Origin of the sequence: Bacillus cereus group sp. MYBK245-2 (genome assembly GCF_051916145.1) — a bacterium.
GTDB classification, from domain to species: domain Bacteria; phylum Bacillota; class Bacilli; order Bacillales; family Bacillaceae_G; genus Bacillus_A; species Bacillus_A pacificus.
This window is the reverse complement of record NZ_JBQAGB010000001.1, coordinates 390,257-411,477: the sequence shown is the minus strand read 5'-3', so window position 1 is coordinate 411,477 and position 21,221 is coordinate 390,257. Positions and strand designations below refer to the sequence as shown.

The following is a 21,221-nucleotide window of genomic DNA, read 5'->3' as shown; positions in this document are numbered from 1 at the left end:
ATCTTCATCCTCCGGTATTTTCTTCTTGAATCCCCATATAGTCTTTATAATGTTTATCTGTATAATATCTTCTTCCTTTAGGGTTTCGGTAAGTAGGCAATACACTCTTGTTATCCCATCTCTGCAAAGTTCTTATAGGCATATTGATTATTTCAGTAAATTCTTTTGGTCTATATTTTATATAACTGTATTTAGCTCCTTTCTAACTAAAAGTTAATTATAGCATTTTTTTGGACGAGGCTGAATAAGCTTTCAATAGAGTATGTCTGGAATCAGGAGGTCGATAGCAGGATGAACTGGTATGGAATGCGTGCACATGAAGTGGAAGAAAGAACGAATACAAATGTGAAGGTTGGACTTACAGAGAAAGAAGCAGAAGGGCGAATAAAAAAATTTGGTACAAATGAACTAGATGAAGCGAAAAGGCCTTCTGCACTAATGGTATTTTTGGCGCAATTTAAAGATTTTATGGTGCTTGTTTTGTTTGGTGCAACAATCGTTTCGGCTTTTTTAGGGGAATACATTGATTCTATTGCGATTGTGGCAATTGTTATTATCAATGGTATTCTCGGATTTTTTCAAGAAAGAAAGGCTGAAAAGTCATTGGAAGCTTTAAAAGAGCTAGCCGCCCCGCAAGTAACTGTACTGCGAAATGGAAAGTGGGTAAAGGCACCGTCTAAAGCACTCGTTTTAGGTGATATTATTAAATTTTCTAGTGGCGATCGTGTTGGAGCTGATGTACGTCTGGTTGAGGCGTCGAGTTTATATATTGAAGAATCGGCTTTGACAGGAGAGTCAGTACCCGTGCAGAAGAAAGTAGAAGCATTGCAAGGGCAAGATGTTTCAATTGGTGATCAAAAAAATATGGCTTTTATGGGTACTATGATTACACGAGGGTCTGGAACAGGAGTCGTTGTAGCAACGGGTATGAATACAGCGATGGGACAAATTGCAAATATGTTACAAAATGCAGAGCAGATGGAAACACCACTGCAAAGAAGATTAGAGCAACTCGGAAAAATATTAATTATTGTGGCTCTTGTTTTGACAGCGCTTGTCGTGTTAGCTGGTGTGTATCAAGGGAATGAAGTGTATCATATGTTTTTAGCGGGTGTGTCGCTAGCTGTTGCTGCTATTCCAGAAGGATTGCCAGCAATTGTTACAGTAGCCTTATCACTTGGTGTACAGCGTATGATAAAAAAGAGAGCAATTGTAAGAAAGTTACCAGCAGTAGAAACGTTAGGTTGCGCTTCTGTTATATGCTCTGATAAAACAGGAACGATGACGCAAAACAAAATGATGGTAACACATATGTGGTCAGGTGGAGAGTTGTGGAAAGTGACAGGCCAAGGATATGAACCTAATGGCTCGTTTATGAAAGGTGAAAAAGAAATTAATCCAGCTAAGACGAAATCACTTTATCAACTACTTACATTTGGTTCGTTATGCAATAACGCAAATATTATTCAAAAGAAAAAGGCGTATGTATTAGATGGAGATCCAACTGAGGGAGCGCTTGTAGCTGCAGCAATGAAAGCGGGGATAACGCGTGAGGCGCTGACAGGGAAATTTGAAATTATCCGTGAATTTCCGTTTGATTCAACTCGAAAAATGATGAGTGTTATTGTACGAGATCGAGAGGGTAAAAAGTTTGTCGTTACGAAGGGAGCGCCAGATGTCCTTCTGCAAATGAGTCAAACGATTTTATGGGGGGATAAGCAGCAACCATTAAGTGAGTTGTATAGAAAAGAAGTACAGGCGGCTATTCATAGCTTAGGTAGTCAAGCACTTCGAACAATTGCAGTTGCTTTTAAGCCTTTAAAAGTAACAGACTCAATTGAACATGAAAGAGACGTTGAAAAAGATTTTATGTTAGTTGGAATACAAGGAATGATTGATCCGCCAAGACCAGAAGTAGAGCAGGCAGTAAAAGAGTGCAGAGAAGCTGGTATTCGAACGGTGATGATTACAGGTGATCATAAAGTGACTGCAATGGCGATTGCAGAACAATTAAGCATTTTACCACCAGGTGGACGCGTTGTTGAAGGGGTAGAACTCGCAACTATGGATGTAGAAGAATTAGAAAATGTTGTAGAAGATACGTATGTATTTGCTCGTGTATCACCAGAACATAAATTAAAAATTGTTAAGGCGTTGCAAAATAAAGGACATATAGTGGCGATGACAGGTGATGGAGTAAACGATGCTCCGGCTATAAAAACTGCGGATATTGGGATAGCGATGGGAATTACAGGGACAGATGTTGCAAAAGAAGCTTCTTCTCTCGTATTGCTGGACGATAATTTCGCTACGATAAAATCAGCAATTAAAGAAGGTAGAAATATATACGAGAACATACGTAAGTTTATTCGTTATTTATTAGCATCGAACGTTGGAGAAATTTTGGTCATGTTATTTGCAATGTTACTTGCACTACCGCTGCCGATGGTTCCAATTCAAATTTTATGGGTGAATTTAGTTACTGACGGTTTACCGGCGATGGCGTTAGGTTTGGATAAGGCCGAGGGAGACGTGATGAAGAGAACGCCGCGTCATCCGAAAGAAGGGGTATTTGCTAGAGGGCTTGCCTGGAAAATTATAAGTCGTGGCTTTCTAATTGGGGCAGTGACGCTAGTAGCATTTATTATTGCGTATAATCAACATCCAAATGAACTGAAATATGCACAAACTGTAGCGTTTGCAACATTGGTACTTGCTCAGCTGATTCATGTATTTGATTGCCGAAGTGAGCATTCTGTTTTCCACCGCAATCCGTTTGGAAATGTGTATTTAGTAGGAGCGGTTATCATTTCATTACTACTCATGCTAGTCGTTATATATTATCCACCGTTACAACCGATTTTTAGCACGATGCCAATACAAGCGAGAGATTGGTTGTTAATTGGAGGTTTATCGTCAATTCCGACCTTCTTATTAGTAGGCTCTTTATTAACAGGGAAAAAAGGGAAGAAGGAAAAGCCAATATTATATAAGAAGGGATTAAACTTGAAATAGTCAATGATATGAAAATGTGATATAATTTACAGAAGGTAGTAGAGCCTTGTCTCTATTACCTTTTTCATTGAGTTATTTCATGGCTTGGATGTGATAAAAAATGATTTGTAGTATGACAGGATTTGGAAGGTCGAAAGTAGAGAGTGATACTTTTCAAATTACAGTAGAAATGAAATCGGTGAACCATCGTTTTCTAGAGATGAGTATTCGACTACCGAAGCAAATGATGGTATTTGAAGACAAAATTCGTAAAATAATTGCACAGCAAGTTCGCCGTGGACGTATTGAAGTGTCTATTAGTATAGCGGGTGAAGGGCTTGTTGAAAGAAAATTAAGTGTGAATTGGTCGCTTCTTGAGCAGTACCAATCAATTATGGAAGATATAAAAGGAAAATTTCAATTACAAGATTCTATTACACTCGAGCAATTAATGGCAATGCCAGAAGTAACAGCGATTGAAGAGGTAGAAAACGTAAATGAACAATTTGAGAACAGTTTATATGAGGCTGTTCGCCAAGCTGCTCATATGTTAAAAACGATGAGAGATGGCGAAGGAGAACGATTACATAAAGATATAGCGTATCGCTTACAAGAGATTCACAATTGTGTAAATGCTATTATTCCGCATGCACCAATTGTTACACAAAAATATCGTGAACGATTAGAAAATCGCTTAAAGGAATTACATAATCAAGATCTAGATGAACAAAGATTGCTAACAGAAGTTGCAATCTTTGCTGAGCGTTGTGATATTCACGAAGAGTTAGTTCGTTTGCAAAGTCATTTAGAACAATTCCGTGAAACACTGCAGATTGAAGAGCCTGTTGGAAGGAAAATGGATTTCATCGTGCAAGAGATGCATAGAGAAATTAATACGATTGGTTCTAAGGCAAATGACTTAACAATTTCAAAATATGTTGTAGAAATGAAAAATAACCTTGAAAAAATTCGTGAACAAGTACAAAATATTGAGTAGCTTTCAAAAAATATATAAAGTTATACGTGGTGGAGAAATCGGATAGACTTACTAGGAGGCGCAAACTATGGCCATGCGGTTTTTAAATATTGGATACGGAAATATTGTATCTGCTCATCGAATTATTGCTATTGTAAGTCCGGAGTCAGCTCCTATTAAACGAACAGTACAGGAAGCACGCGAACATAATGCTTTGCTTGATGCTACGTATGGGAGAAAAACAAGGGCGGTTATTGTTATGGATGATGGGCATGTTGTATTAAGTCCAATTCAGCCAGAGACGATTGCACATCGTTTGAATAATAAAGAAGATTTAAGTGAGGAAGGGTAGGTTTTACATATTTATGAGAAGTAGAAGAGGATTGCTCATCGTTCTTTCAGGACCTTCTGGGGTTGGTAAAGGAACGGTTCGAAAAGAGCTGTTTAGTCATGAGGATACACGTTTTCAGTATTCCATTTCAGTAACGACACGTAAGCCGCGTGAAGGTGAAGTGGATGGTGTGGATTATTTCTTTAAAGAGAGAGAAGAATTTGAGGAAATGATTCGTAATGAAAAATTACTTGAGTGGGCTGAGTTCGTAGGTAATTATTACGGAACACCAATTGACTATGTTGAAAAAACATTACAAGAAGGAAAAGATGTATTCTTAGAAATTGAAGTGCAAGGAGCAATTCAAGTTAAGAAAGCTTTCCCAGAAGGTGTATTTATTTTCTTAGCACCTCCAAGTTTATCTGAACTAAAGAACCGAATTGTCGGTCGTGGTACAGAAACTGAAGATGTTATTGAAAATCGTTTAACGGTAGCGAAAGAAGAAATTGATATGATGGACGCTTACGACTACGTTGTAGAAAACGACCAAGTTGAACTAGCTTGTGAAAGAATTAAAGCAATTGTGGTTGGCGAACATTGCCGCCGCGAAAGAGTAGCAAAATATTATAAAGAAATGACGGAGGGTCTATAATTATGTTAAATCCATCAATTGATTCATTATTAACAAAAATCGATTCTAAATATACACTTGTAACAGTGGCTGCAAAACGTGCGCGCGAAATGCAACTTGCTAATAACTGTGTTGTAGAAAAACCAGTTTCTCATAAATGTGTAGGTAAAGCATTAGAAGAAATCGATATTGAAGCGTTAAGCTACGTACCAAGTGAAGATAAAGTAACTGAATAAGACTTTGTCTTCGACAATTTAAAACATAGACTTTATAATTTTCTATGTAACGGTAACAACCTATTTACAAGTAGGTTGTTATTTTTTTACGGTAGGGAAGAAATATTGATACTGATGAGCTGATAATCTTGTTTCAGTATGATAAGTTTGAAAAAGAAAGAGGACGAGCCATATGCTAAAAGGGAAAAAGATACTTTTATGTGTAACAGGAGGCATTGCGGTCTTTAAAGCGGCTGCGTTAACGAGTAAATTGACACAATCTGGTGCTATTGTAAAAGTAATGATGAGTGAGTCGGCAATGAAATTTGTTACACCTCTTACATTCCAAGCGCTTTCTCGCCATGATGTATATACGGATACATTCGATGAGAAAGACTCAGCTGTTATTGCTCATATCGATTTAGCAGATTGGGCAGATGTTGTACTTGTTGCACCTGCTACAGCCAATTGTATTGGAAAGTTAGCTAACGGTATTGCAGATGATATGATTACAACTACTTTGTTAGCTACTACAGCCCCAGTGTGGATTGCACCTGCTATGAATGTGCATATGTATGAAAATAAAATTGTTCAAAAAAATATGATGACGTTAAAAACGTTAGGGTATACATTTATTGAGCCCGGAGAAGGTTTTTTAGCGTGTGGTTATGTAGCGAAAGGAAGATTAGAAGAACCTGAAGCGATTATCGCACGGTTAGAAGAGGCTTTTTCAGAACAAAAACCATTACATGGAAAAAGAATATTAATAACTGCTGGTCCAACGCGTGAAAAGATTGATCCAGTTCGTTTTATGACCAATTTTTCTTCTGGAAAAATGGGATATGCGATTGCGGAAGTGGCAGCGAACTTAGGTGCTGACGTCATACTCGTTTCGGGACCGACAGCATTACATCCACCATTACATGTAACTACGGTGCAAGTGGAATCTGCGCAAGATATGTTAGAGGCGGTTATTCAACATTATGAAGACGTAGATGTTGTTATTAAAACAGCAGCAGTTGCAGATTATCGCCCGAAATACGTTCATGATAATAAAATGAAAAAGAAAAATGGCGATGCTGTAATTGAACTTGAGAGAACAGTAGATATTTTAAAAACGTTAGGTGAGATGAAGGACAAACAGTTACTTATCGGTTTTGCGGCTGAAACGACAAACGTAGAGGAATATGCAACGAAAAAATTACGTGAGAAAAATGCGAATATGATTGTTGCAAACGACGTAAAGGCGCAAGGAGCTGGATTTGGTACAGATACGAACATTGTAACAATGTATAGAAAAGATGGAGAAGTTATAGAGTTGCCACTTTTAACGAAGAAAGAGGTTGCTCGTGAAATATTAAAGCAAATTGAAATGATGTTAGAAGATGATCGTCTATGAAATTTGCAAGTGTAATTGTTGATGTACCTGCACGTCAGACAGATCGACCATTTGATTATATTATCCCTAAAAAATGGGAAGATATTGTCCAGACAGGCATGCGTGTAGTAGTTCCGTTTGGCCCAAGGAAATTGCAAGGTTTTATTATTGGGATTAAAGATTCTGTTGAAGTAGAAAGTAAGAAGTTAAAGACAATCCATGAAATTTTAGATGTAACACCCGTTTTAAATGAAGAGTTGTTAAAGCTAGGGTATTGGCTTACAAGTGAAACGTTATGTTATATGATTTCAGCTTTTCAAGTTATGCTTCCAACGGCGATAAAAGCAACATATAAAAAACGTCTACAGCTTCGCAAACAAGAAGAAGTAGCACCTGAACTACTGTTTTTATTCCAGGACAGAGAAGCGATAGATTGGGAAGCGATTGAGACGCAACCACATCTATACCGCACGATTCAACAAGAAATTAAACATGGCACGATTGAAGTTGTTTATCAAGTAAAAGATAAAGTACAAAAGAAGAAACAAAGAGTCGTTCAACCGGAGTTGTCAGAAGATAAATTAGAATTAGCAGCATTTGAACTGAAAAGTAAAAAACAACAAGATGTCCTCTATTATTTTGTGGAAAATTATAAAAGTGTACCGTTGAAAGTAATAACAGAAGAGTTACAAATAACAGATGCTCCAATTAAAGCACTTGTTAAAAAGGGACTACTCTCAGAAAAGTATGTGGAAGTGTACCGAAATCCGTATGACGATGACGATTTTGAACAAACGAAACCATTCCCACTTACTGAGGAACAAAAGCAAGTTATTACACCGATTTTATCATCAATTACAAATGAAACTTACAATCCATTTTTACTATATGGTGTTACAGGAAGCGGAAAAACAGAAGTATATTTACAATCTATAGCAGCGGTGCTCGAGAAAGGAAAAGAAGCTATTGTACTTGTTCCTGAAATTGCACTAACGCCTCAGATGGTAGATCGTTTTAAAGGTAGATTTGGCTCACAAGTTGCAGTTCTTCATAGTGCGCTGTCTGTTGGAGAAAAATATGATGAATGGCGTAAGATTTTAAGAAAAGAAGTGAAAGTCGTAGTTGGTGCACGTTCAGCTGTATTTGCTCCTTTTGAAAATTTAGGGATTATTATTATTGATGAGGAACATGAATCGAGCTATAAGCAAGAAGATAATCCGAGGTATCATGCAAGGGATGTAGCTGTGTGGAGAGGACAATATCATAAATGCCCTATCGTTCTTGGTAGTGCAACACCGACGCTTGAATCGTTTGCAAGAGCGAAAAAAGGTGTGTATGAATTACTGACGATGGAAAAACGTATGAACGAACAAGCTTTACCGACAGTAGAGATTGTTGATATGCGTGAAGAACTTCGTGACGGGAATCGCTCCATGTTTTCAAAGGCGCTGCATGAAAAAATAGCAGATCGGTTAGAAAAGAAAGAACAAATGGTGCTCTTTTTAAATAGAAGAGGTCATTCTACATTTGTTATGTGCCGTGATTGCGGGTATGTTGTACAATGTCCGCATTGTGATATCTCGCTGACATATCATAAAATGAACCATCGTTTAAAATGCCATTATTGCAGTTACGAAGAAAATATGCCGACTGCGTGTCCTGCTTGTCAAAGTACATACATTCGTTTCTTTGGTACAGGTACGCAAAAGGTAGAAGAAGAAATTACAAAACTATTTCCAGAGGCACGAGTCATTCGAATGGATGTAGATACGACGAGTCGTAAAGGGATGCATGAGAAATTATTAAAGGCGTTCGGGGAAGAAAAAGCAGATATATTACTTGGAACACAAATGATTGCAAAAGGATTAGATTTTCCGAAAGTAACGCTTGTTGGTGTTTTAACTGCTGATACGATGCTTCATTTACCTGATTTCCGGGCGAGTGAAAAGACTTATCAGTTATTGACGCAAGTAAGTGGACGAGCAGGCCGACATGAATTGCCAGGGGAAGTTATCATTCAAACGTATACGCCAGAACATTATAGTATAGAGTTAGCAAAGAACCAACAATATGATGTGTTTTTTGATCAAGAAATGCAAATGAGGCGAACGAGACAATACCCACCTTATTACTATGTTGTACTTGTGACGGTATCTCATCCGGAATTATTAAAGGCAGTACAAGTGACGGAAAAAATTGTCGGTCATTTACGGACGCACTGTTCGCAGCAAACGATGGTGTTAGGACCGGTTGCTTCAGCAATTCCAAGGATAAAAGATAGATATCGTTATCAATGCATGATAAAATACAAACGGGAACCAAACTTAAAGAACGTGCTCAAAATGGTAAATGAACATTATCAAGCAGAAATGCAAAAAGAGCTACAAATCTCAATTGATTTTAATCCAACAATGTTAATGTAGCGGAGGGAAATATGGCAGTTTTAGAAATAGTAAAGCATCCAAATGAAGTGTTAGAAACACCGTGTGAAAGAGTAATTAACTTTGATAAAAAGTTAGTGAAATTGTTGAAAGATATGCATGAAACAATGTTAATTGCGGACGGAGTCGGTTTAGCTGCGCCTCAAGTAGGGGTAAGCTTGCAAGTGGCGGTAGTTGATATCGGTGATGATACTGGGAAAATTGAGTTAATCAATCCATCGATATTAGAAAAACGTGGTGAACAAGTAGGTCCCGAAGGCTGTTTAAGCTTCCCGGGACTTTATGGTGAAGTGGAACGTGCGGATTATATTAAAGTGCGTGCGCAAAATCGCAGAGGTAAAGTATTTTTATTAGAAGCAGAAGGGTTTTTAGCGCGTGCAATTCAACATGAAATCGATCATTTACACGGTGTGTTATTTACATCGAAAGTGACAAGATATTATGAGGAAAACGAATTAGAATAGGTATTAAAAGGAGCGGTTTTTAAATGATAAAAGTAGTATTTATGGGAACACCGGACTTTTCAGTGCCGGTGCTTCGTCGTCTTATTGAAGATGGCTATGATGTAATAGGTGTTGTGACGCAACCAGATCGTCCGGTAGGCAGAAAGAAAGTATTAACACCTACACCTGTTAAAGTGGAAGCCGAAAAACATGGTATTCCAGTGTTACAACCGTTAAGAATTCGTGAAAAAGACGAATATGAAAAAGTATTGGCATTAGAGCCGGATTTAATTGTAACAGCTGCGTTCGGTCAAATTGTACCAAATGAAATTTTAGAAGCACCGAAGTATGGATGTATTAACGTCCACGCTTCTTTACTTCCTGAACTTCGTGGTGGTGCACCAATCCATTATGCAATTATGGAAGGGAAAGAAAAAACAGGTATTACAATTATGTATATGGTAGAAAAATTGGATGCTGGTGATATTTTAACGCAAGTAGAAGTGGAAATTGAAGAGCGTGAAACGACAGGCTCGTTATTTGATAAGTTAAGTGAAGCAGGGGCACATCTTCTATCTAAAACAGTACCTTTACTAATTCAAGGTAAGTTAGAACCAATTAAACAAAACGAGGAAGAAGTAACGTTTGCATATAATATAAAACGTGAGCAAGAGAAAATTGATTGGACAAAAACAGGTGAAGAAGTATACAATCACATTCGCGGATTGAATCCATGGCCAGTTGCTTATACAACTTTAGCAGGACAAGTTGTTAAAGTATGGTGGGGAGAAAAAGTACCTGTAACGAAATCAGCTGAAGCAGGTACGATTGTTGCAATCGAAGAAGATGGTTTCGTTGTAGCAACTGGTAATGAAACGGGTGTTAAAGTTACAGAATTGCAACCTTCTGGTAAAAAGCGTATGAGTTGTTCGCAATTTTTACGTGGCACAAAACCTGAAATTGGAACGAAGTTAGGAGAAAATGCATGAGACAAAATGTTCGTGAATTAGCTCTTGATGGTTTAATTCAAGTAGAAAAAAGTGGTGCATACAGTAACTTACTTTTAAATAATCTAATTGAAAAAAGTACAATTGATAGAAAAGATATTGGTTTATTAACTGAAATTGTATATGGAACAATTCAACGTCGTGACACATTAGATTATTATTTACAGCCTTTTTTAAAAAAGAAGGTTGAAGCGTGGGTAAGAGTATTGCTTCGCTTATCTTTATATCAAATGATTTATTTAGACCGAGTGCCCGAAAGAGCGGCTATTCATGAAGCAGTTGAGATTGCAAAGCGTCGCGGGCATAAAGGAATTGCTGGTATGGTGAACGGTGTATTACGTTCGATTCAAAGAGAAGGTGTACCTTCTGTAGATGAAATCAAAGATCCAGTAGAACGCTTGGCAATTGCAACAAGTCATCCAGTTTGGCTTGTCCAAGAATGGGCTTCAGAATATGGTTTAGAAACTGCTGAGAAAATGTGTGAAGTGAACATGTTACCGCCTGTACCAACAGCGCGTGTAAATGTTGATAAAATAACAGTAGAAGAAGCAATTACATTATTAGCTAGTGAAGGTATAGAAGCGAAGCGTGGCGATTTATCAGATGATGCAATTCAAATTGAAAGAGGGAATGTAGCGCACACAGATGCGTTTAAAAAAGGTTTTCTTTCTATTCAAGATGAAAGTTCTATGCTGGTAGCACGTGCCTTAGAACCAGATGAGGGAGATGTAGTTCTTGATAGTTGTGCTGCTCCAGGTGGAAAAACAACGCATATTGCAGAGCGATTAAAAGGAACTGGTCAAGTCATGTCCCTTGATTTACATGCACACAAAGTACGTTTAATTAAACAACAAGCAGAGCGACTTGGTCTAGGAAATGTCGAAACAAAGGCATTAGATGCTAGAAAAGTACAAGAACACTTTGCAAATGAAACGTTTGATAAAATATTAGTAGATGCCCCATGTTCTGGATTTGGTGTAATTAGACGTAAGCCTGATATTAAGTTAGGTAAAGATAAAGGCGATAGTGAAAGACTATCGACGATTCAACTTGCAATACTAGAAAAAATCGCACCGTTATTAAAACAAGGTGGTCGCCTTGTTTATAGTACGTGTACAATTGAGAAAATAGAAAATGAACAAGTAATAGAACGATTTTTACAAGAGCATCCTGAGTTCGAGTGGGATACTACGATAAAAGAACGTATGCCAGAAAAGTTAAGTCCGTATATTGATGAAGGTCAAGTACAAATTTTACCGCATTATTTTGCAACAGATGGCTTTTATATTGCTTGTTTAAGGAAGAAGGTGTAGCATCGTGGAAACGACTGTGAGAAAACAAAAGAAAAATTTAGAAACGAAAAAACCATCAATTTACTCTTTACAACTTCATGAAATGCAAGATTGGTTAAAGGAGCAAGGAGAACCAAAGTTCCGTGCTGGACAAATTTTTGATTGGTTATATAAAAAACGTGTAAAAAATTATGAGGATATGTCAAACCTTTCTAAAGGATTGCGTGAAAAATTGTCGAATTCCTTTGATATTACTACTTTAAATACGTTAGTAAAACAAACGTCTTCGGATGGAACAATTAAATTCTTATTCCAATTATATGATGGATATTCTATTGAAACGGTATTAATGCGACATGAATATGGAAATTCCATTTGTGTAACAACACAAGTAGGTTGTCGTATTGGGTGTACGTTCTGTGCTTCGACGCTTGGCGGTTTAAAGCGAAACTTAGAAGCTGGAGAAATTGTAGCACAAGTAGTAGAAGTGCAACGTGCACTTGATGAATCAGAAGAACGTGTAAGTTCTCTTGTCGTTATGGGAATTGGAGAACCATTTGATAACTATGATAATTTAATGGGATTCTTACGCATCATTAATCATGAAAAAGGACTTCATATTGGTGCGAGACATATGACAGTTTCGACAAGTGGAATCATCCCGAAAATTTATAAGTTCGCTGAAGAAGATTTACAAATTAATTTTGCGATTTCACTGCATGCTCCAAACTCAGAATTACGTTCAAAATTAATGCCGATTAACCGTGCTTATAAGCTACCAGATTTGATGGAAGCTATTAAATACTATGTAAATAGAACAGGGCGTCGTATTACTTTTGAATATGGACTATTTGGAGGCGAAAATGACCAAGTTGAGCACGCTGAAGAGCTTGCTGCGCTCTTGAAAGGTGTAAAATGTCATGTGAACTTAATTCCGGTAAACTACGTACCTGAACGTGATTATGTACGTACGCCACGTGAACAAATTTTCTTATTTGAAAAAACGTTAAAAGATCGTGGAGTAAATGTAACGATTCGCCGTGAACAAGGTCATGATATTGATGCAGCCTGCGGTCAGTTGCGTGCGAAGGAGCGCAAAGAAGAGACGAGGTGACGAGATGAAAGCCGTGTTTCTATCAGATAAAGGAAAAGTTCGTCAACATAATGAAGATAGTGCAGGAGTTTTTCACAATTTAGATGGAAATATTTTAGCGGTAGTAGCAGATGGAATGGGAGGTCATCGAGCTGGTGATGTAGCTAGCTCGATGACCATTCAATTATTCCATGATTATTGGAAGCAAACGCATAATATGAACGAGCCAAAAAAAGTAGAAGAGTGGTTACATACTAGCGTGGGGATTATTAATGAGCGTATATATGAATACTCTAAGCAACATGTAGAATGTAATGGTATGGGAACAACACTTATAATAGCGATTTGTACACCAAATTTTGTGACGATAGGTCATATAGGAGATAGTCGTTGTTATATGGTATCAGAGGGGGAAATCTCGCTTGTAACGGAAGATCACTCACTTGTTAATGAACTTGTGAGACATGGTGAAATTTCAAAAGAAGACGCAGAATATCACCCGAAAAAGAATGTTTTGTTAAGGGCATTAGGAACAGAAGAGAAAGTCGGATTAGATGTGAAAACATTAGTGCTAGAGGAAGATGATCAGTTACTTCTTTGTTCTGATGGACTATCTAACAAAGTTTCTATTGCTGATATGCAACAAGTTTTACAGTTAAATGAACAGCTAGAAACTAAGGGACAACGTCTCATTCAATTGGCGAATGATCGTGGCGGGGAAGATAATATCACCCTTGTTCTCATTGATTATGCGGGTTCGACAAACGAAAGTAGGTGAAGTGCAACGTGCTGATTGGAAAACGCTTAAATGACCGTTATAAGCTACTGAAAATGATTGGTGGCGGTGGAATGGCCAATGTTTATTTAGCTCATGATGATATACTAGGCCGAGATGTAGCGGTGAAAATATTAAGACTCGACTATTCAAATAACGAAGAGTTTATTAAACGTTTCCATCGAGAAGCGCAGTCTGTTACAACGTTGTCGCATCCAAATATTGTGAATATGTATGATGTCGGAGAAGAAGATGGTATATATTATCTTGTAATGGAGTATGTACCAGGACAAACATTGAAGCAATACATAATTGAGCAAGGAATGTTACCGATAGGAGAAGCTCTTGATATTATGGAGCAGTTAACATCCGCCATGGCACACGCCCATCATTTTGAAATTGTGCACCGCGATATTAAACCGCACAATATTTTAATTCGAGCTGATGGAGTAATAAAAGTAACAGATTTTGGAATTGCGACAGCTACAAGTGCAACAACAATTACACATACAAATTCAGTACTCGGTTCGGTGCATTATTTATCACCAGAACAAGCGCGTGGCGGGATAGCAAATAAACAATCAGATATTTATTCCCTAGGGATTGTTATGTTTGAGTTGTTAACAGGAAGACAACCATTTTCTGGCGAATCTGCTGTTGCTATAGCTTTAAAACATTTACAAAGTGAAATTCCGTCTCCAAAAAGATGGAATGAAAGTATTCCGCAAAGTGTCGAAAATATTATATTAAAGGCAACTGCGAAAGATCCGTTTCATCGATATCAATCTGCTAATGCGATGAAACGAGATATTGAAACTGCGCTATATCCAGAGAGGATAAATGAGCAGCCATTTTACATACCGGAAGATATGGAAGCGACAAAAGCGATTCCGGTTATTCAACAGGAACAATTATTCGAAAATGTAACTGATGAAACAATTGTTTTACAAGGAAGTAAAGTGGATGAACAGGCAAGAAAAGAAGATGAGGGTTTAAATAAGAAGAAAAAACGAAGTAATAAATGGCTCAAAGTTTTAATTATAACATTTTTACTTTTAGCGATCGGAATAACGTTAGCCCTTACTGTTATTCCAGGATTCTTTATTCCAAAAGATGTAAAAGTACCTGATGTGGCTGGTATGAAATATACGACCGCAGTAAATACATTAGTTGAAAAGGGTTTTGAGGTTACGGAACCTAATATTGTATATACAGATGATGTTGAAACCGGTAATGTTATAAAAACAGACCCTGTGGCAGGAAGAGTCGTGAAAGAAAACTCTAAAATTACTATCTATCAATCAGGTGGGAAAAAGAAAAGTAAGATGATTGATTTCACAGGAAAAGATTTTGAGAGCATAAGGTCTGAATTAGAAGAAAAATATAAACAAGTTACAATAAATTATATTGAAAATGATAGACCAAAAGGTGAAATCGTTGAGCAAATTCCGACGCCGGATCAAATGGTAGTAGAGGCGGAACAAGACTTGAAAATTTGGGTAAGTAAAGGTCCTTATCAAATTAGACCAGGTGATTTTTCAGGATGGACTGAAAATAGTGTCAATGGTTATTTGAATGAGAGGAAACTAACTCCAGATATAAAACGAGAGTATTCCGATACTGTTGATAAAGGACTTGTAATTTCGCAATCTCCAAAACCAGGAACGCCGTTAAAAGAAGGAGATAAAGTGACGATTGTTATTTCAGATGGTCCTAAGCCGAAAGTAACGAAAACAGTGAAAGTGGATAATATTTCTATTCCGTATGAGTCTTCTATAATAGGTGAGAAAAAACCGCAAACGATAGAAATTTATAAAGAAGATATGCAACAAAAAATGGATAGACCAATTGAAACTAGAACAATTTCAGAGTCGGCAACTATTTCATTAGAATTTGTAATTCAAGAAGGTACAAAAGGACATTATAAAATTGTACGAGATGGTGTAACGATTATTGACAAAGAAGTACCATATCCAACTCAATAATAATGAATTCCATTTTCTTTTTAGAGAGAATGGAATGTATTACTTCTGCCTGTTATGCTGTCTACATATAGTGGACTGTATAACAGGCAAAAATATATGATTCAAAAAGATATAAAAGTGATACTGTTATAAATAATATTTTAAATTTGATGGTAGATTAAATATATTAATGTGTATATATGACGGGTTTTGAAATCTTTATTTAAAGAATGATAATCCATTCAATATGAATTACAGCTTCACTTTATACAGAATAAAGGAGAATTATATGCCAGAAGGAAAAATTGTAAAAGCTCTAAGTGGATTTTATTATGTGCAGCATGAAGAAGGGATTACACAATGTCGTGGGCGTGGTGTGTTTAGAAAAAATAAAATTACACCACTGGTAGGAGACCAAGTTGTTTTTCAGGCTGATAATTCAAGTGAAGGATACGTGCTTGAAGTATTTGATCGAAAAAATGAACTTGTCAGGCCTCCTATTGCTAATGTTGATCAAGCAATTCTTGTTTTTTCAGCAGTAGAACCAGATTTTAATCCGGGACTGTTAGATCGATTTTTAGTGCTGATTGAATATCATAACATTAAGCCGATTATTTGCATTAGTAAGATGGATTTAGTGGATGAAAAAATGAGAGAGACTGTTGAATCTTATGCAAATGACTATCGTGAGATGGGATATGATGTATTATTTACTTCTATAAATACATCGGAAAGTATTGATATTTTAAAACCGTTCTTAGAAGGTTGTGTTTCCGTTGTTGCGGGACAATCTGGTGTTGGAAAATCTTCTATGCTTAACGTCTTACGTCCAGAATTAGAACTGAAAACGAATGATATTTCCTCACATTTAGGACGCGGGAAACATACGACAAGACACGTAGAATTAATTGCGATTGGAAGCGGACTAGTTGCAGATACACCTGGTTTTAGTTCACTCGATTTCATAGATATAGAGGTAGAAGATCTTACATATTGTTTTCCAGAGTTGAAAGAAGCGAGCCAATACTGTAAATTTAGAGGGTGTACACATCTTTCTGAACCGAAATGCGCTGTGAAGGCTGCGGTTGAAGAGGGGAAGATTACAGAATATCGTTATAAGAATTACAAACAATTTGTAGAAGAAATTAGAGAGAGAAAGCCGAGGTATTAGTTATGATTAAAATTGCACCATCGATCTTATCAGCAGATTTTTCAAAATTAGGGGAAGAGATTAAAGATGTAGAAAAAGGCGGAGCGGATTACATTCACGTCGATGTAATGGATGGACATTTCGTACCAAATATTACGATTGGACCATTAATTGTAGAAGCAATTCGTCCGATCACATCGTTACCGTTAGATGTACATTTAATGATTGAAAATCCTGATAACTATATCCCGACTTTCGCAAAAGCGGGAGCGGATATTATTACTGTTCATGTAGAGGCTTGCCCTCATTTACATCGTACAATTCAGTTAATTAAATCTCATGGCATTAAAGCAGGAGTTGTATTAAATCCGCATACGCCAGTTTCAGTGATTGAGCATGTATTAGAAGATATTGATATGGTATTACTTATGACAGTAAACCCTGGATTTGGTGGGCAGAAATTTATCCATTCTGTATTACCGAAAATTAAACAAGTTGCAGAAATGGTTAAAGAGCGCAATCTAGAAGTAGAAATTGAAGTTGATGGTGGTGTAAACGCTGAAACAGCAAGACTTTGTGTAGAAGCAGGAGCAAATGTACTTGTAGCTGGGTCAGCGGTATACAATCAAAAAGACCGCGGTGAAGCAATTCGTGTCATTCGTGGATAATGAATGAACGAGTCTTTATCCCAGTGAATCTTCTAGTGTAGTAAGTTTTCACTATTTATAAAGGGTAGAGAAAAAATATGTAAAAAGGCAATCTACCGAATGGCAGATTGCCTTTTTACAATAGAAGGGGAAGGAAACATGATTATTCATATTTTAGCGGGAGGACCCGCGGAATATTGTGCAGATTTTTCTTCATATGAAAATGAGAAAGTAGTGTGGGCGGCAGTTGATAGAGGAGTATATCGTTTATTAAAAAGAGGTATTACTCCTGCTGTTGCGTTTGGAGATTATGACTCGGTTACTGAAGAAGAATTAGCATGGATAGGGCAACAAACAAATGATTTACATATTGTTCCTCGTGAAAAAGATCAAACAGATTTAGAAATTGCGATTAACTGGGCGTTAGAACAAAAGCCGGCACTCATTCGTATTTTTGGTGCTACTGGCGGAAGACTTGATCACGGTTTAGCGAATATACAAATGCTTTTAAAAGGATTAGAAGTAGGAATAGAGATGTGTATTGTAGACAATCACAATGAAATAAGTGTAAAAAGAGTGGGTACACATATAATTGAAGAAAATAAAAATTTCCCTTATGTATCTTTTGTGCCTGTTACTGAAATAGTGGAAGGGATTACATTACTTGGTTTTAAATATCCTCTAACGAATAAAAAAATAGAGTGGGGATCCACACTTTGTATTAGTAATGAACTGGTTGAGGAAAAAGGTACTTTTTCATTTACTTCTGGCATATTAATGGTGATAAGAAGCACTGATTAAAGAAACAATTTTGCTCCTTACATCATATAGTGACCAAGTGGAGTAATGGGGATTAGGAGGGAAACCATGAGATTTTATACAATTAAGTTACCTAAATTTCTTGGTGGAATTGTTCGTGCCATGTTAAATACCTTCAAAAAAGATTAAAAAAAGCACCTATTACCGGTGCTTTTTCCATTGGTATAGTAAAAAAAGAGCCTAGCGGCTCTTTTTTTTATTATTAAACACGTTCGATTTTGCCAGATTTTAATGCTCTAGCAGAAACGTAAACACGTTGAACTTTTCCGTCGATGCGTACGCGAACTTTTTGAAGGTTAGCGCCCCACTTACGTTTTGTAGCGTTCATTGCGTGAGAACGAGAGTTACCAGAACGAGCTTTTCTTCCAGTAATAGCACAAACACGAGCCATTTATATTTCCCTCCCTTGATACCTTACCATACGTAATTTTTCAATGTTAGTCTTTTATGCGATGCTAAAAACACTACTATAATTTAACACAACTAAAAAGAGAATGCAACACTGTAGAAAAAAGAAATCAAGAAAAATTACTTGACACTATATGTCAATGAAGAAAAGTTGAAATCAAGAAAAATTGCTTGACATATTATAGTGATACATGTTGTATAATAACAATGGACTATTTTGCTCATCATAAAAAAGTGTAGTTTTCAACATAAAATATGAGAGTGCAAAAGAAAGAACGATGGAATTTTCTTTAAAAAGATTATATGATAGTAACTAAAGTAGTCTAACTCACTTTCACCATTTATGAAGGGGGAAAACGAGATGTCAATTGAAATTAAAACGAAGTACGGTCAAATTGATATTAGTACAGATGTAATTGCAACAATTGCTGGAGGTGCCGCGGTAGATTGCTACGGTATCGTAGGTATGGCATCAAAAAATCAGTTAAAAGATGGATTAACAGACATTTTACGAAAAGAAAATTTCACTAGAGGTGTTATTGTTCGTAAAGATGAAGATGAAGTACATATTGATATGTATATTATTGTGAGCTATGGTACGAAAATTTCAGAAGTAGCACATAACGTGCAGACGAAAGTGAAATATACATTAGATCAAACTGTAGGACTAGCAGTAGATTCTGTAAACATCTACGTACAAGGAGTTAAAGTAATAAACTTGTAATGTGCATTAAGGAGGAAAATCTGTGTCAATTCAAAAAATTGATGGAAAACGTTTATCACAAATGATCATTCAAGGAGCGAATAATTTAACAAATAATGTTCAGCTTGTTGATGCATTAAACGTATTTCCAGTTCCAGATGGCGATACCGGTACAAACATGAACTTATCTATGACTTCAGGCGCACGTGAAGTGAAAGCAAATCCTTCACAACATGCTGGTAAAGTCGGCGTAAGTTTAGCCAAAGGATTATTAATGGGAGCTCGTGGTAACTCTGGAGTTATTTTATCTCAGTTGTTCCGTGGTTTCTCGAAATCCATTGAACAAAAAGAAGAATTAACAACAGTTGATTTTGCTGCAGCTTTAGAAGCTGGAGTAGAGGCGGCTTACAAAGCGGTTATGAAACCGATTGAAGGAACGATTTTAACGGTTGCAAGAGAAACGGGTAAATATGCAGTAACAGTTGCGAAAAAACAGCGCGACTTTGTTTTGTTTATGGAAGACGTTGTGAAAGAAGCAAATGCATCGTTAAATCGTACGCCAGATTTATTACCTGTATTAAAACAAGTTGGCGTTGTAGATAGCGGTGGTAAAGGTCTTGTAGTAGTTTACGAAGGGTTTTTAGCTGACTTAAAAGGAGAAACGATTTCTTCTGATGCACCTGCCCAACCATCTATGAATGAAATGGTGCGCGCAGAACATCACCGTAGTGTACAAAGCCAATTGAGTACAGAAGATATTAAGTATGGATATTGTACGGAGTTCATGGTGAAATTAGAAGCTGATAAAGTGAAAGAACATAATTTCTCTGAACAAAAATTCCGTGAAGATATTAGTGTGTATGGTGATTCACTACTAGTTGTATCTGATGATGAAATTGTAAAAGTTCATATTCATGCAGAACATCCTGGAGACGCTATGAACTACGGACAACGTTACGGTAGTTTAATCAAGATTAAAGTAGAGAATATGCGTGAACAGCATACTGCTTTATTAGATGAGCCTGCTATGATGCCTGAGCCAACTAGCCAGCCTAAAGAGAAACAACCATATGGTATCGTAACTGTAGCTATGGGATCTGGTATTAAAACTTTATTTGAAAGCATTGGCGCGACGAAAGTTATCGAAGGTGGCCAAACGATGAATCCAAGTACTGAGGATATCGTGAAGGCGATTGAAGAAGCAAACGCTGAAAAAATCATTATTTTACCGAACAACGGGAATATCGTAATGGCAGCAGAACAAGCAGCGTCAGTTGTGGATCAAGAAGTGATTGTAGTTCGTTCAAAAACAGTTCCTCAAGGTATGGCTGCAATGTTAGCATTTAATCCAGTTGGAACGCTAAAGGAAAATGAAGAAAACATGAAAGAAGCTTTATCTCATGTGAAAACAGGTCAAATTACGTATGCTGTACGTGATACGGAAATTGATGGTGTGGCAATTCAAAAAGATGATTTCATGTGTATCGCAGATGGAAAAATCGTATCAACAAATGCTGAAAAAGTAGGAGCTGCGAAGCAATTACTAGAAGCACTAATTGATGAAGATTCTGAAATCGTAACGATTCTACAAGGTGAAGATGCAACTGATGAAGAAGTAGCTGAATTAGTTGAGTTTGTAGAAGAGAATTTTGAAGATGCAGAAGTAGAAGTACATGCTGGAAACCAACCGGTGTATTCTTTCATCTTCTCTGTAGAATAAGAAAAAATTCGTTTTGAAAATAAAGGGATTACTTACTTGCTAATGGATAATAAGTAGTAATATGAAGTTTATTACTAGTTTTTATTCAAAAGGCTAGCATATTGAAGATAAAAAAGAGCCTTGCTGCTAATAGTGAGGCTCTTTTCTTTCGTGTTGTTTATGAGGGATTTGAGTAGTTTCTCTTAGAATGCCTATGATAGAATATATAAGGTGAAAGAGAGCGATTACAGATGT

Annotated in this window: 21 protein-coding genes; 19 read left to right on the top strand and 2 right to left on the bottom strand. The window is 36.9% G+C overall.

The genetic code is table 11. The features are described 5' to 3' along the window. Positions 1-4: 4 nt before the first annotated feature. Positions 5-181 (bottom strand): MerR family transcriptional regulator, encoded by a 177-nt coding sequence (locus ACTFRN_RS02025; RefSeq protein ID WP_225990156.1) that lies wholly within the window; start codon positions 179-181, stop codon positions 5-7. A 110-nt stretch (positions 182-291) separates the two neighbouring features. On the opposite strand from ACTFRN_RS02025, the gene ACTFRN_RS02020 reads away from it, so the two are divergent. From ACTFRN_RS02020 to spoVM, 17 genes are all read left to right on the top strand, one after another. Continuing rightward, on the top strand, positions 292-3,015 hold the full coding sequence (locus ACTFRN_RS02020) for a calcium-translocating P-type ATPase, SERCA-type (RefSeq protein ID WP_088106437.1): 2,724 nt from the start codon (positions 292-294) through the stop codon (positions 3,013-3,015). Between the two features lie 100 nt (positions 3,016-3,115). Continuing rightward, positions 3,116-3,991, top strand: coding sequence for a YicC/YloC family endoribonuclease (locus ACTFRN_RS02015; protein WP_000564120.1), 876 nt, complete (start codon positions 3,116-3,118; stop codon positions 3,989-3,991). Positions 3,992-4,058: 67 nt separating this feature from the next. Beyond that, positions 4,059-4,322 carry an extracellular matrix/biofilm regulator RemA gene (gene remA, locus ACTFRN_RS02010; protein WP_001251456.1) on the top strand — a complete coding sequence of 88 codons (264 nt, stop codon included), beginning with the start codon at positions 4,059-4,061 and terminating at the stop codon, positions 4,320-4,322. Between the two features lie 13 nt (positions 4,323-4,335). Next, positions 4,336-4,953, top strand: coding sequence for a guanylate kinase (gmk, locus tag ACTFRN_RS02005; RefSeq protein ID WP_001257738.1), 618 nt, complete (start codon positions 4,336-4,338; stop codon positions 4,951-4,953). 2 nt (positions 4,954-4,955) lie between these two features. Then, positions 4,956-5,168 (top strand): DNA-directed RNA polymerase subunit omega, encoded by a 213-nt coding sequence (gene rpoZ / locus ACTFRN_RS02000; RefSeq protein ID WP_000933969.1) that lies wholly within the window; start codon positions 4,956-4,958, stop codon positions 5,166-5,168. A gap of 172 nt (positions 5,169-5,340) precedes the next feature. Then, the gene (gene coaBC, locus ACTFRN_RS01995; protein ID WP_000911756.1) at positions 5,341-6,546 is read left to right on the top strand and encodes a bifunctional phosphopantothenoylcysteine decarboxylase/phosphopantothenate--cysteine ligase CoaBC; all 1,206 of its coding nucleotides are present in this window, start codon (positions 5,341-5,343) and stop codon (positions 6,544-6,546) included. Continuing rightward, the gene (gene priA, locus ACTFRN_RS01990) at positions 6,543-8,948 is read left to right on the top strand and encodes a primosomal protein N' (protein ID WP_000666730.1); all 2,406 of its coding nucleotides are present in this window, start codon (positions 6,543-6,545) and stop codon (positions 8,946-8,948) included. The genes coaBC and priA overlap by 4 nt, the downstream gene beginning before the upstream one ends. An 11-nt stretch (positions 8,949-8,959) precedes the next feature. Next, the gene (def, locus tag ACTFRN_RS01985) at positions 8,960-9,430 is read left to right on the top strand and encodes a peptide deformylase (protein WP_000279468.1); all 471 of its coding nucleotides are present in this window, start codon (positions 8,960-8,962) and stop codon (positions 9,428-9,430) included. A 23-nt stretch (positions 9,431-9,453) separates the two neighbouring features. Continuing rightward, positions 9,454-10,398: a methionyl-tRNA formyltransferase gene (fmt, locus tag ACTFRN_RS01980; protein ID WP_000598791.1), complete on the top strand. Its 945-nt coding sequence runs from the start codon at positions 9,454-9,456 to the stop codon at positions 10,396-10,398. Next, positions 10,395-11,729, top strand: a complete 1,335-nt coding sequence (gene rsmB, locus ACTFRN_RS01975; protein WP_001249677.1) for a 16S rRNA (cytosine(967)-C(5))-methyltransferase RsmB — start codon at positions 10,395-10,397, stop codon at positions 11,727-11,729. Before fmt ends, rsmB begins: the two co-directional genes overlap by 4 nt. Positions 11,730-11,733: 4 nt before the next feature. Next, positions 11,734-12,822 (top strand): 23S rRNA (adenine(2503)-C(2))-methyltransferase RlmN, encoded by a 1,089-nt coding sequence (rlmN, locus tag ACTFRN_RS01970; RefSeq protein WP_000450543.1) that lies wholly within the window; start codon positions 11,734-11,736, stop codon positions 12,820-12,822. Positions 12,823-12,826: 4 nt separating this feature from the next. Then, positions 12,827-13,579, top strand: coding sequence for a Stp1/IreP family PP2C-type Ser/Thr phosphatase (locus tag ACTFRN_RS01965; RefSeq protein WP_000648696.1), 753 nt, complete (start codon positions 12,827-12,829; stop codon positions 13,577-13,579). Positions 13,580-13,587: 8 nt separating this feature from the next. Next, positions 13,588-15,561 (top strand): serine/threonine protein kinase PrkC, encoded by a 1,974-nt coding sequence (gene prkC / locus ACTFRN_RS01960; RefSeq protein WP_088106438.1) that lies wholly within the window; start codon positions 13,588-13,590, stop codon positions 15,559-15,561. A gap of 268 nt (positions 15,562-15,829) precedes the next feature. Continuing rightward, on the top strand, positions 15,830-16,711 hold the full coding sequence (gene rsgA / locus ACTFRN_RS01955) for a ribosome small subunit-dependent GTPase A (protein WP_088106439.1): 882 nt from the start codon (positions 15,830-15,832) through the stop codon (positions 16,709-16,711). Positions 16,712-16,713: 2 nt separating this feature from the next. Further along, a complete protein-coding gene (gene rpe, locus ACTFRN_RS01950) occupies positions 16,714-17,358 on the top strand; it encodes a ribulose-phosphate 3-epimerase (RefSeq protein ID WP_000589966.1) in 645 nt (214 codons plus the stop codon). A 99-nt stretch (positions 17,359-17,457) separates the two neighbouring features. Continuing rightward, on the top strand, positions 17,458-18,138 hold the full coding sequence (locus tag ACTFRN_RS01945; RefSeq protein WP_041184501.1) for a thiamine diphosphokinase: 681 nt from the start codon (positions 17,458-17,460) through the stop codon (positions 18,136-18,138). A 66-nt stretch (positions 18,139-18,204) separates the two neighbouring features. Beyond that, positions 18,205-18,285, top strand: coding sequence for a stage V sporulation protein SpoVM (spoVM, locus tag ACTFRN_RS01940; RefSeq protein ID WP_001213599.1), 81 nt, complete (start codon positions 18,205-18,207; stop codon positions 18,283-18,285). Positions 18,286-18,358: 73 nt separating this feature from the next. On the opposite strand, the gene rpmB is transcribed toward spoVM, so the two are convergent. Then, positions 18,359-18,547 carry a 50S ribosomal protein L28 gene (gene rpmB, locus ACTFRN_RS01935; RefSeq protein WP_000124776.1) on the bottom strand — a complete coding sequence of 63 codons (189 nt, stop codon included), beginning with the start codon at positions 18,545-18,547 and terminating at the stop codon, positions 18,359-18,361. A gap of 378 nt (positions 18,548-18,925) precedes the next feature. On the opposite strand from rpmB, the gene ACTFRN_RS01930 reads away from it, so the two are divergent. Both ACTFRN_RS01930 and ACTFRN_RS01925 read left to right on the top strand, forming a co-directional pair. Next, positions 18,926-19,288 carry an Asp23/Gls24 family envelope stress response protein gene (locus ACTFRN_RS01930; RefSeq protein WP_000021109.1) on the top strand — a complete coding sequence of 121 codons (363 nt, stop codon included), beginning with the start codon at positions 18,926-18,928 and terminating at the stop codon, positions 19,286-19,288. 22 nt (positions 19,289-19,310) lie between these two features. Then, entirely contained in the window at positions 19,311-20,987 is a 1,677-nt protein-coding gene (locus ACTFRN_RS01925; protein ID WP_000027112.1) for a DAK2 domain-containing protein, read from the top strand. The last annotated feature ends 234 nt before the right edge of the window (positions 20,988-21,221 follow it).

Bases quoted from the DNA above. Each gene is read 5' to 3' on its own strand.
- ACTFRN_RS02015 (WP_000564120.1), top strand. From the start codon at position 3,116: ATGATTTGTAGTATGACAGGATTTGGAAGGTCGAAAGTAGAGAGTGAT.
- rpe (WP_000589966.1), top strand. From the start codon at position 16,714: ATGATTAAAATTGCACCATCGATCTTATCAGCAGATTTTTCAAAATTA.
- remA (WP_001251456.1), top strand. From the start codon at position 4,059: ATGGCCATGCGGTTTTTAAATATTGGATACGGAAATATTGTATCTGCT.
- rsmB (WP_001249677.1), top strand. From the start codon at position 10,395: ATGAGACAAAATGTTCGTGAATTAGCTCTTGATGGTTTAATTCAAGTA.
- rpoZ (WP_000933969.1), top strand. From the start codon at position 4,956: ATGTTAAATCCATCAATTGATTCATTATTAACAAAAATCGATTCTAAA.
- def (WP_000279468.1), top strand. From the start codon at position 8,960: ATGGCAGTTTTAGAAATAGTAAAGCATCCAAATGAAGTGTTAGAAACA.
- ACTFRN_RS01930 (WP_000021109.1), top strand. From the start codon at position 18,926: ATGTCAATTGAAATTAAAACGAAGTACGGTCAAATTGATATTAGTACA.
- ACTFRN_RS02020 (WP_088106437.1), top strand. From the start codon at position 292: ATGAACTGGTATGGAATGCGTGCACATGAAGTGGAAGAAAGAACGAAT.
- fmt (WP_000598791.1), top strand. From the start codon at position 9,454: ATGATAAAAGTAGTATTTATGGGAACACCGGACTTTTCAGTGCCGGTG.
- ACTFRN_RS01965 (WP_000648696.1), top strand. From the start codon at position 12,827: ATGAAAGCCGTGTTTCTATCAGATAAAGGAAAAGTTCGTCAACATAAT.
- spoVM (WP_001213599.1), top strand. From the start codon at position 18,205: ATGAGATTTTATACAATTAAGTTACCTAAATTTCTTGGTGGAATTGTT.
- priA (WP_000666730.1), top strand. From the start codon at position 6,543: ATGAAATTTGCAAGTGTAATTGTTGATGTACCTGCACGTCAGACAGAT.
- rsgA (WP_088106439.1), top strand. From the start codon at position 15,830: ATGCCAGAAGGAAAAATTGTAAAAGCTCTAAGTGGATTTTATTATGTG.
- coaBC (WP_000911756.1), top strand. From the start codon at position 5,341: ATGCTAAAAGGGAAAAAGATACTTTTATGTGTAACAGGAGGCATTGCG.
- ACTFRN_RS01945 (WP_041184501.1), top strand. From the start codon at position 17,458: ATGGCAGATTGCCTTTTTACAATAGAAGGGGAAGGAAACATGATTATT.
- gmk (WP_001257738.1), top strand. From the start codon at position 4,336: ATGAGAAGTAGAAGAGGATTGCTCATCGTTCTTTCAGGACCTTCTGGG.
- rpmB (WP_000124776.1), bottom strand. From the start codon at position 18,547: ATGGCTCGTGTTTGTGCTATTACTGGAAGAAAAGCTCGTTCTGGTAAC.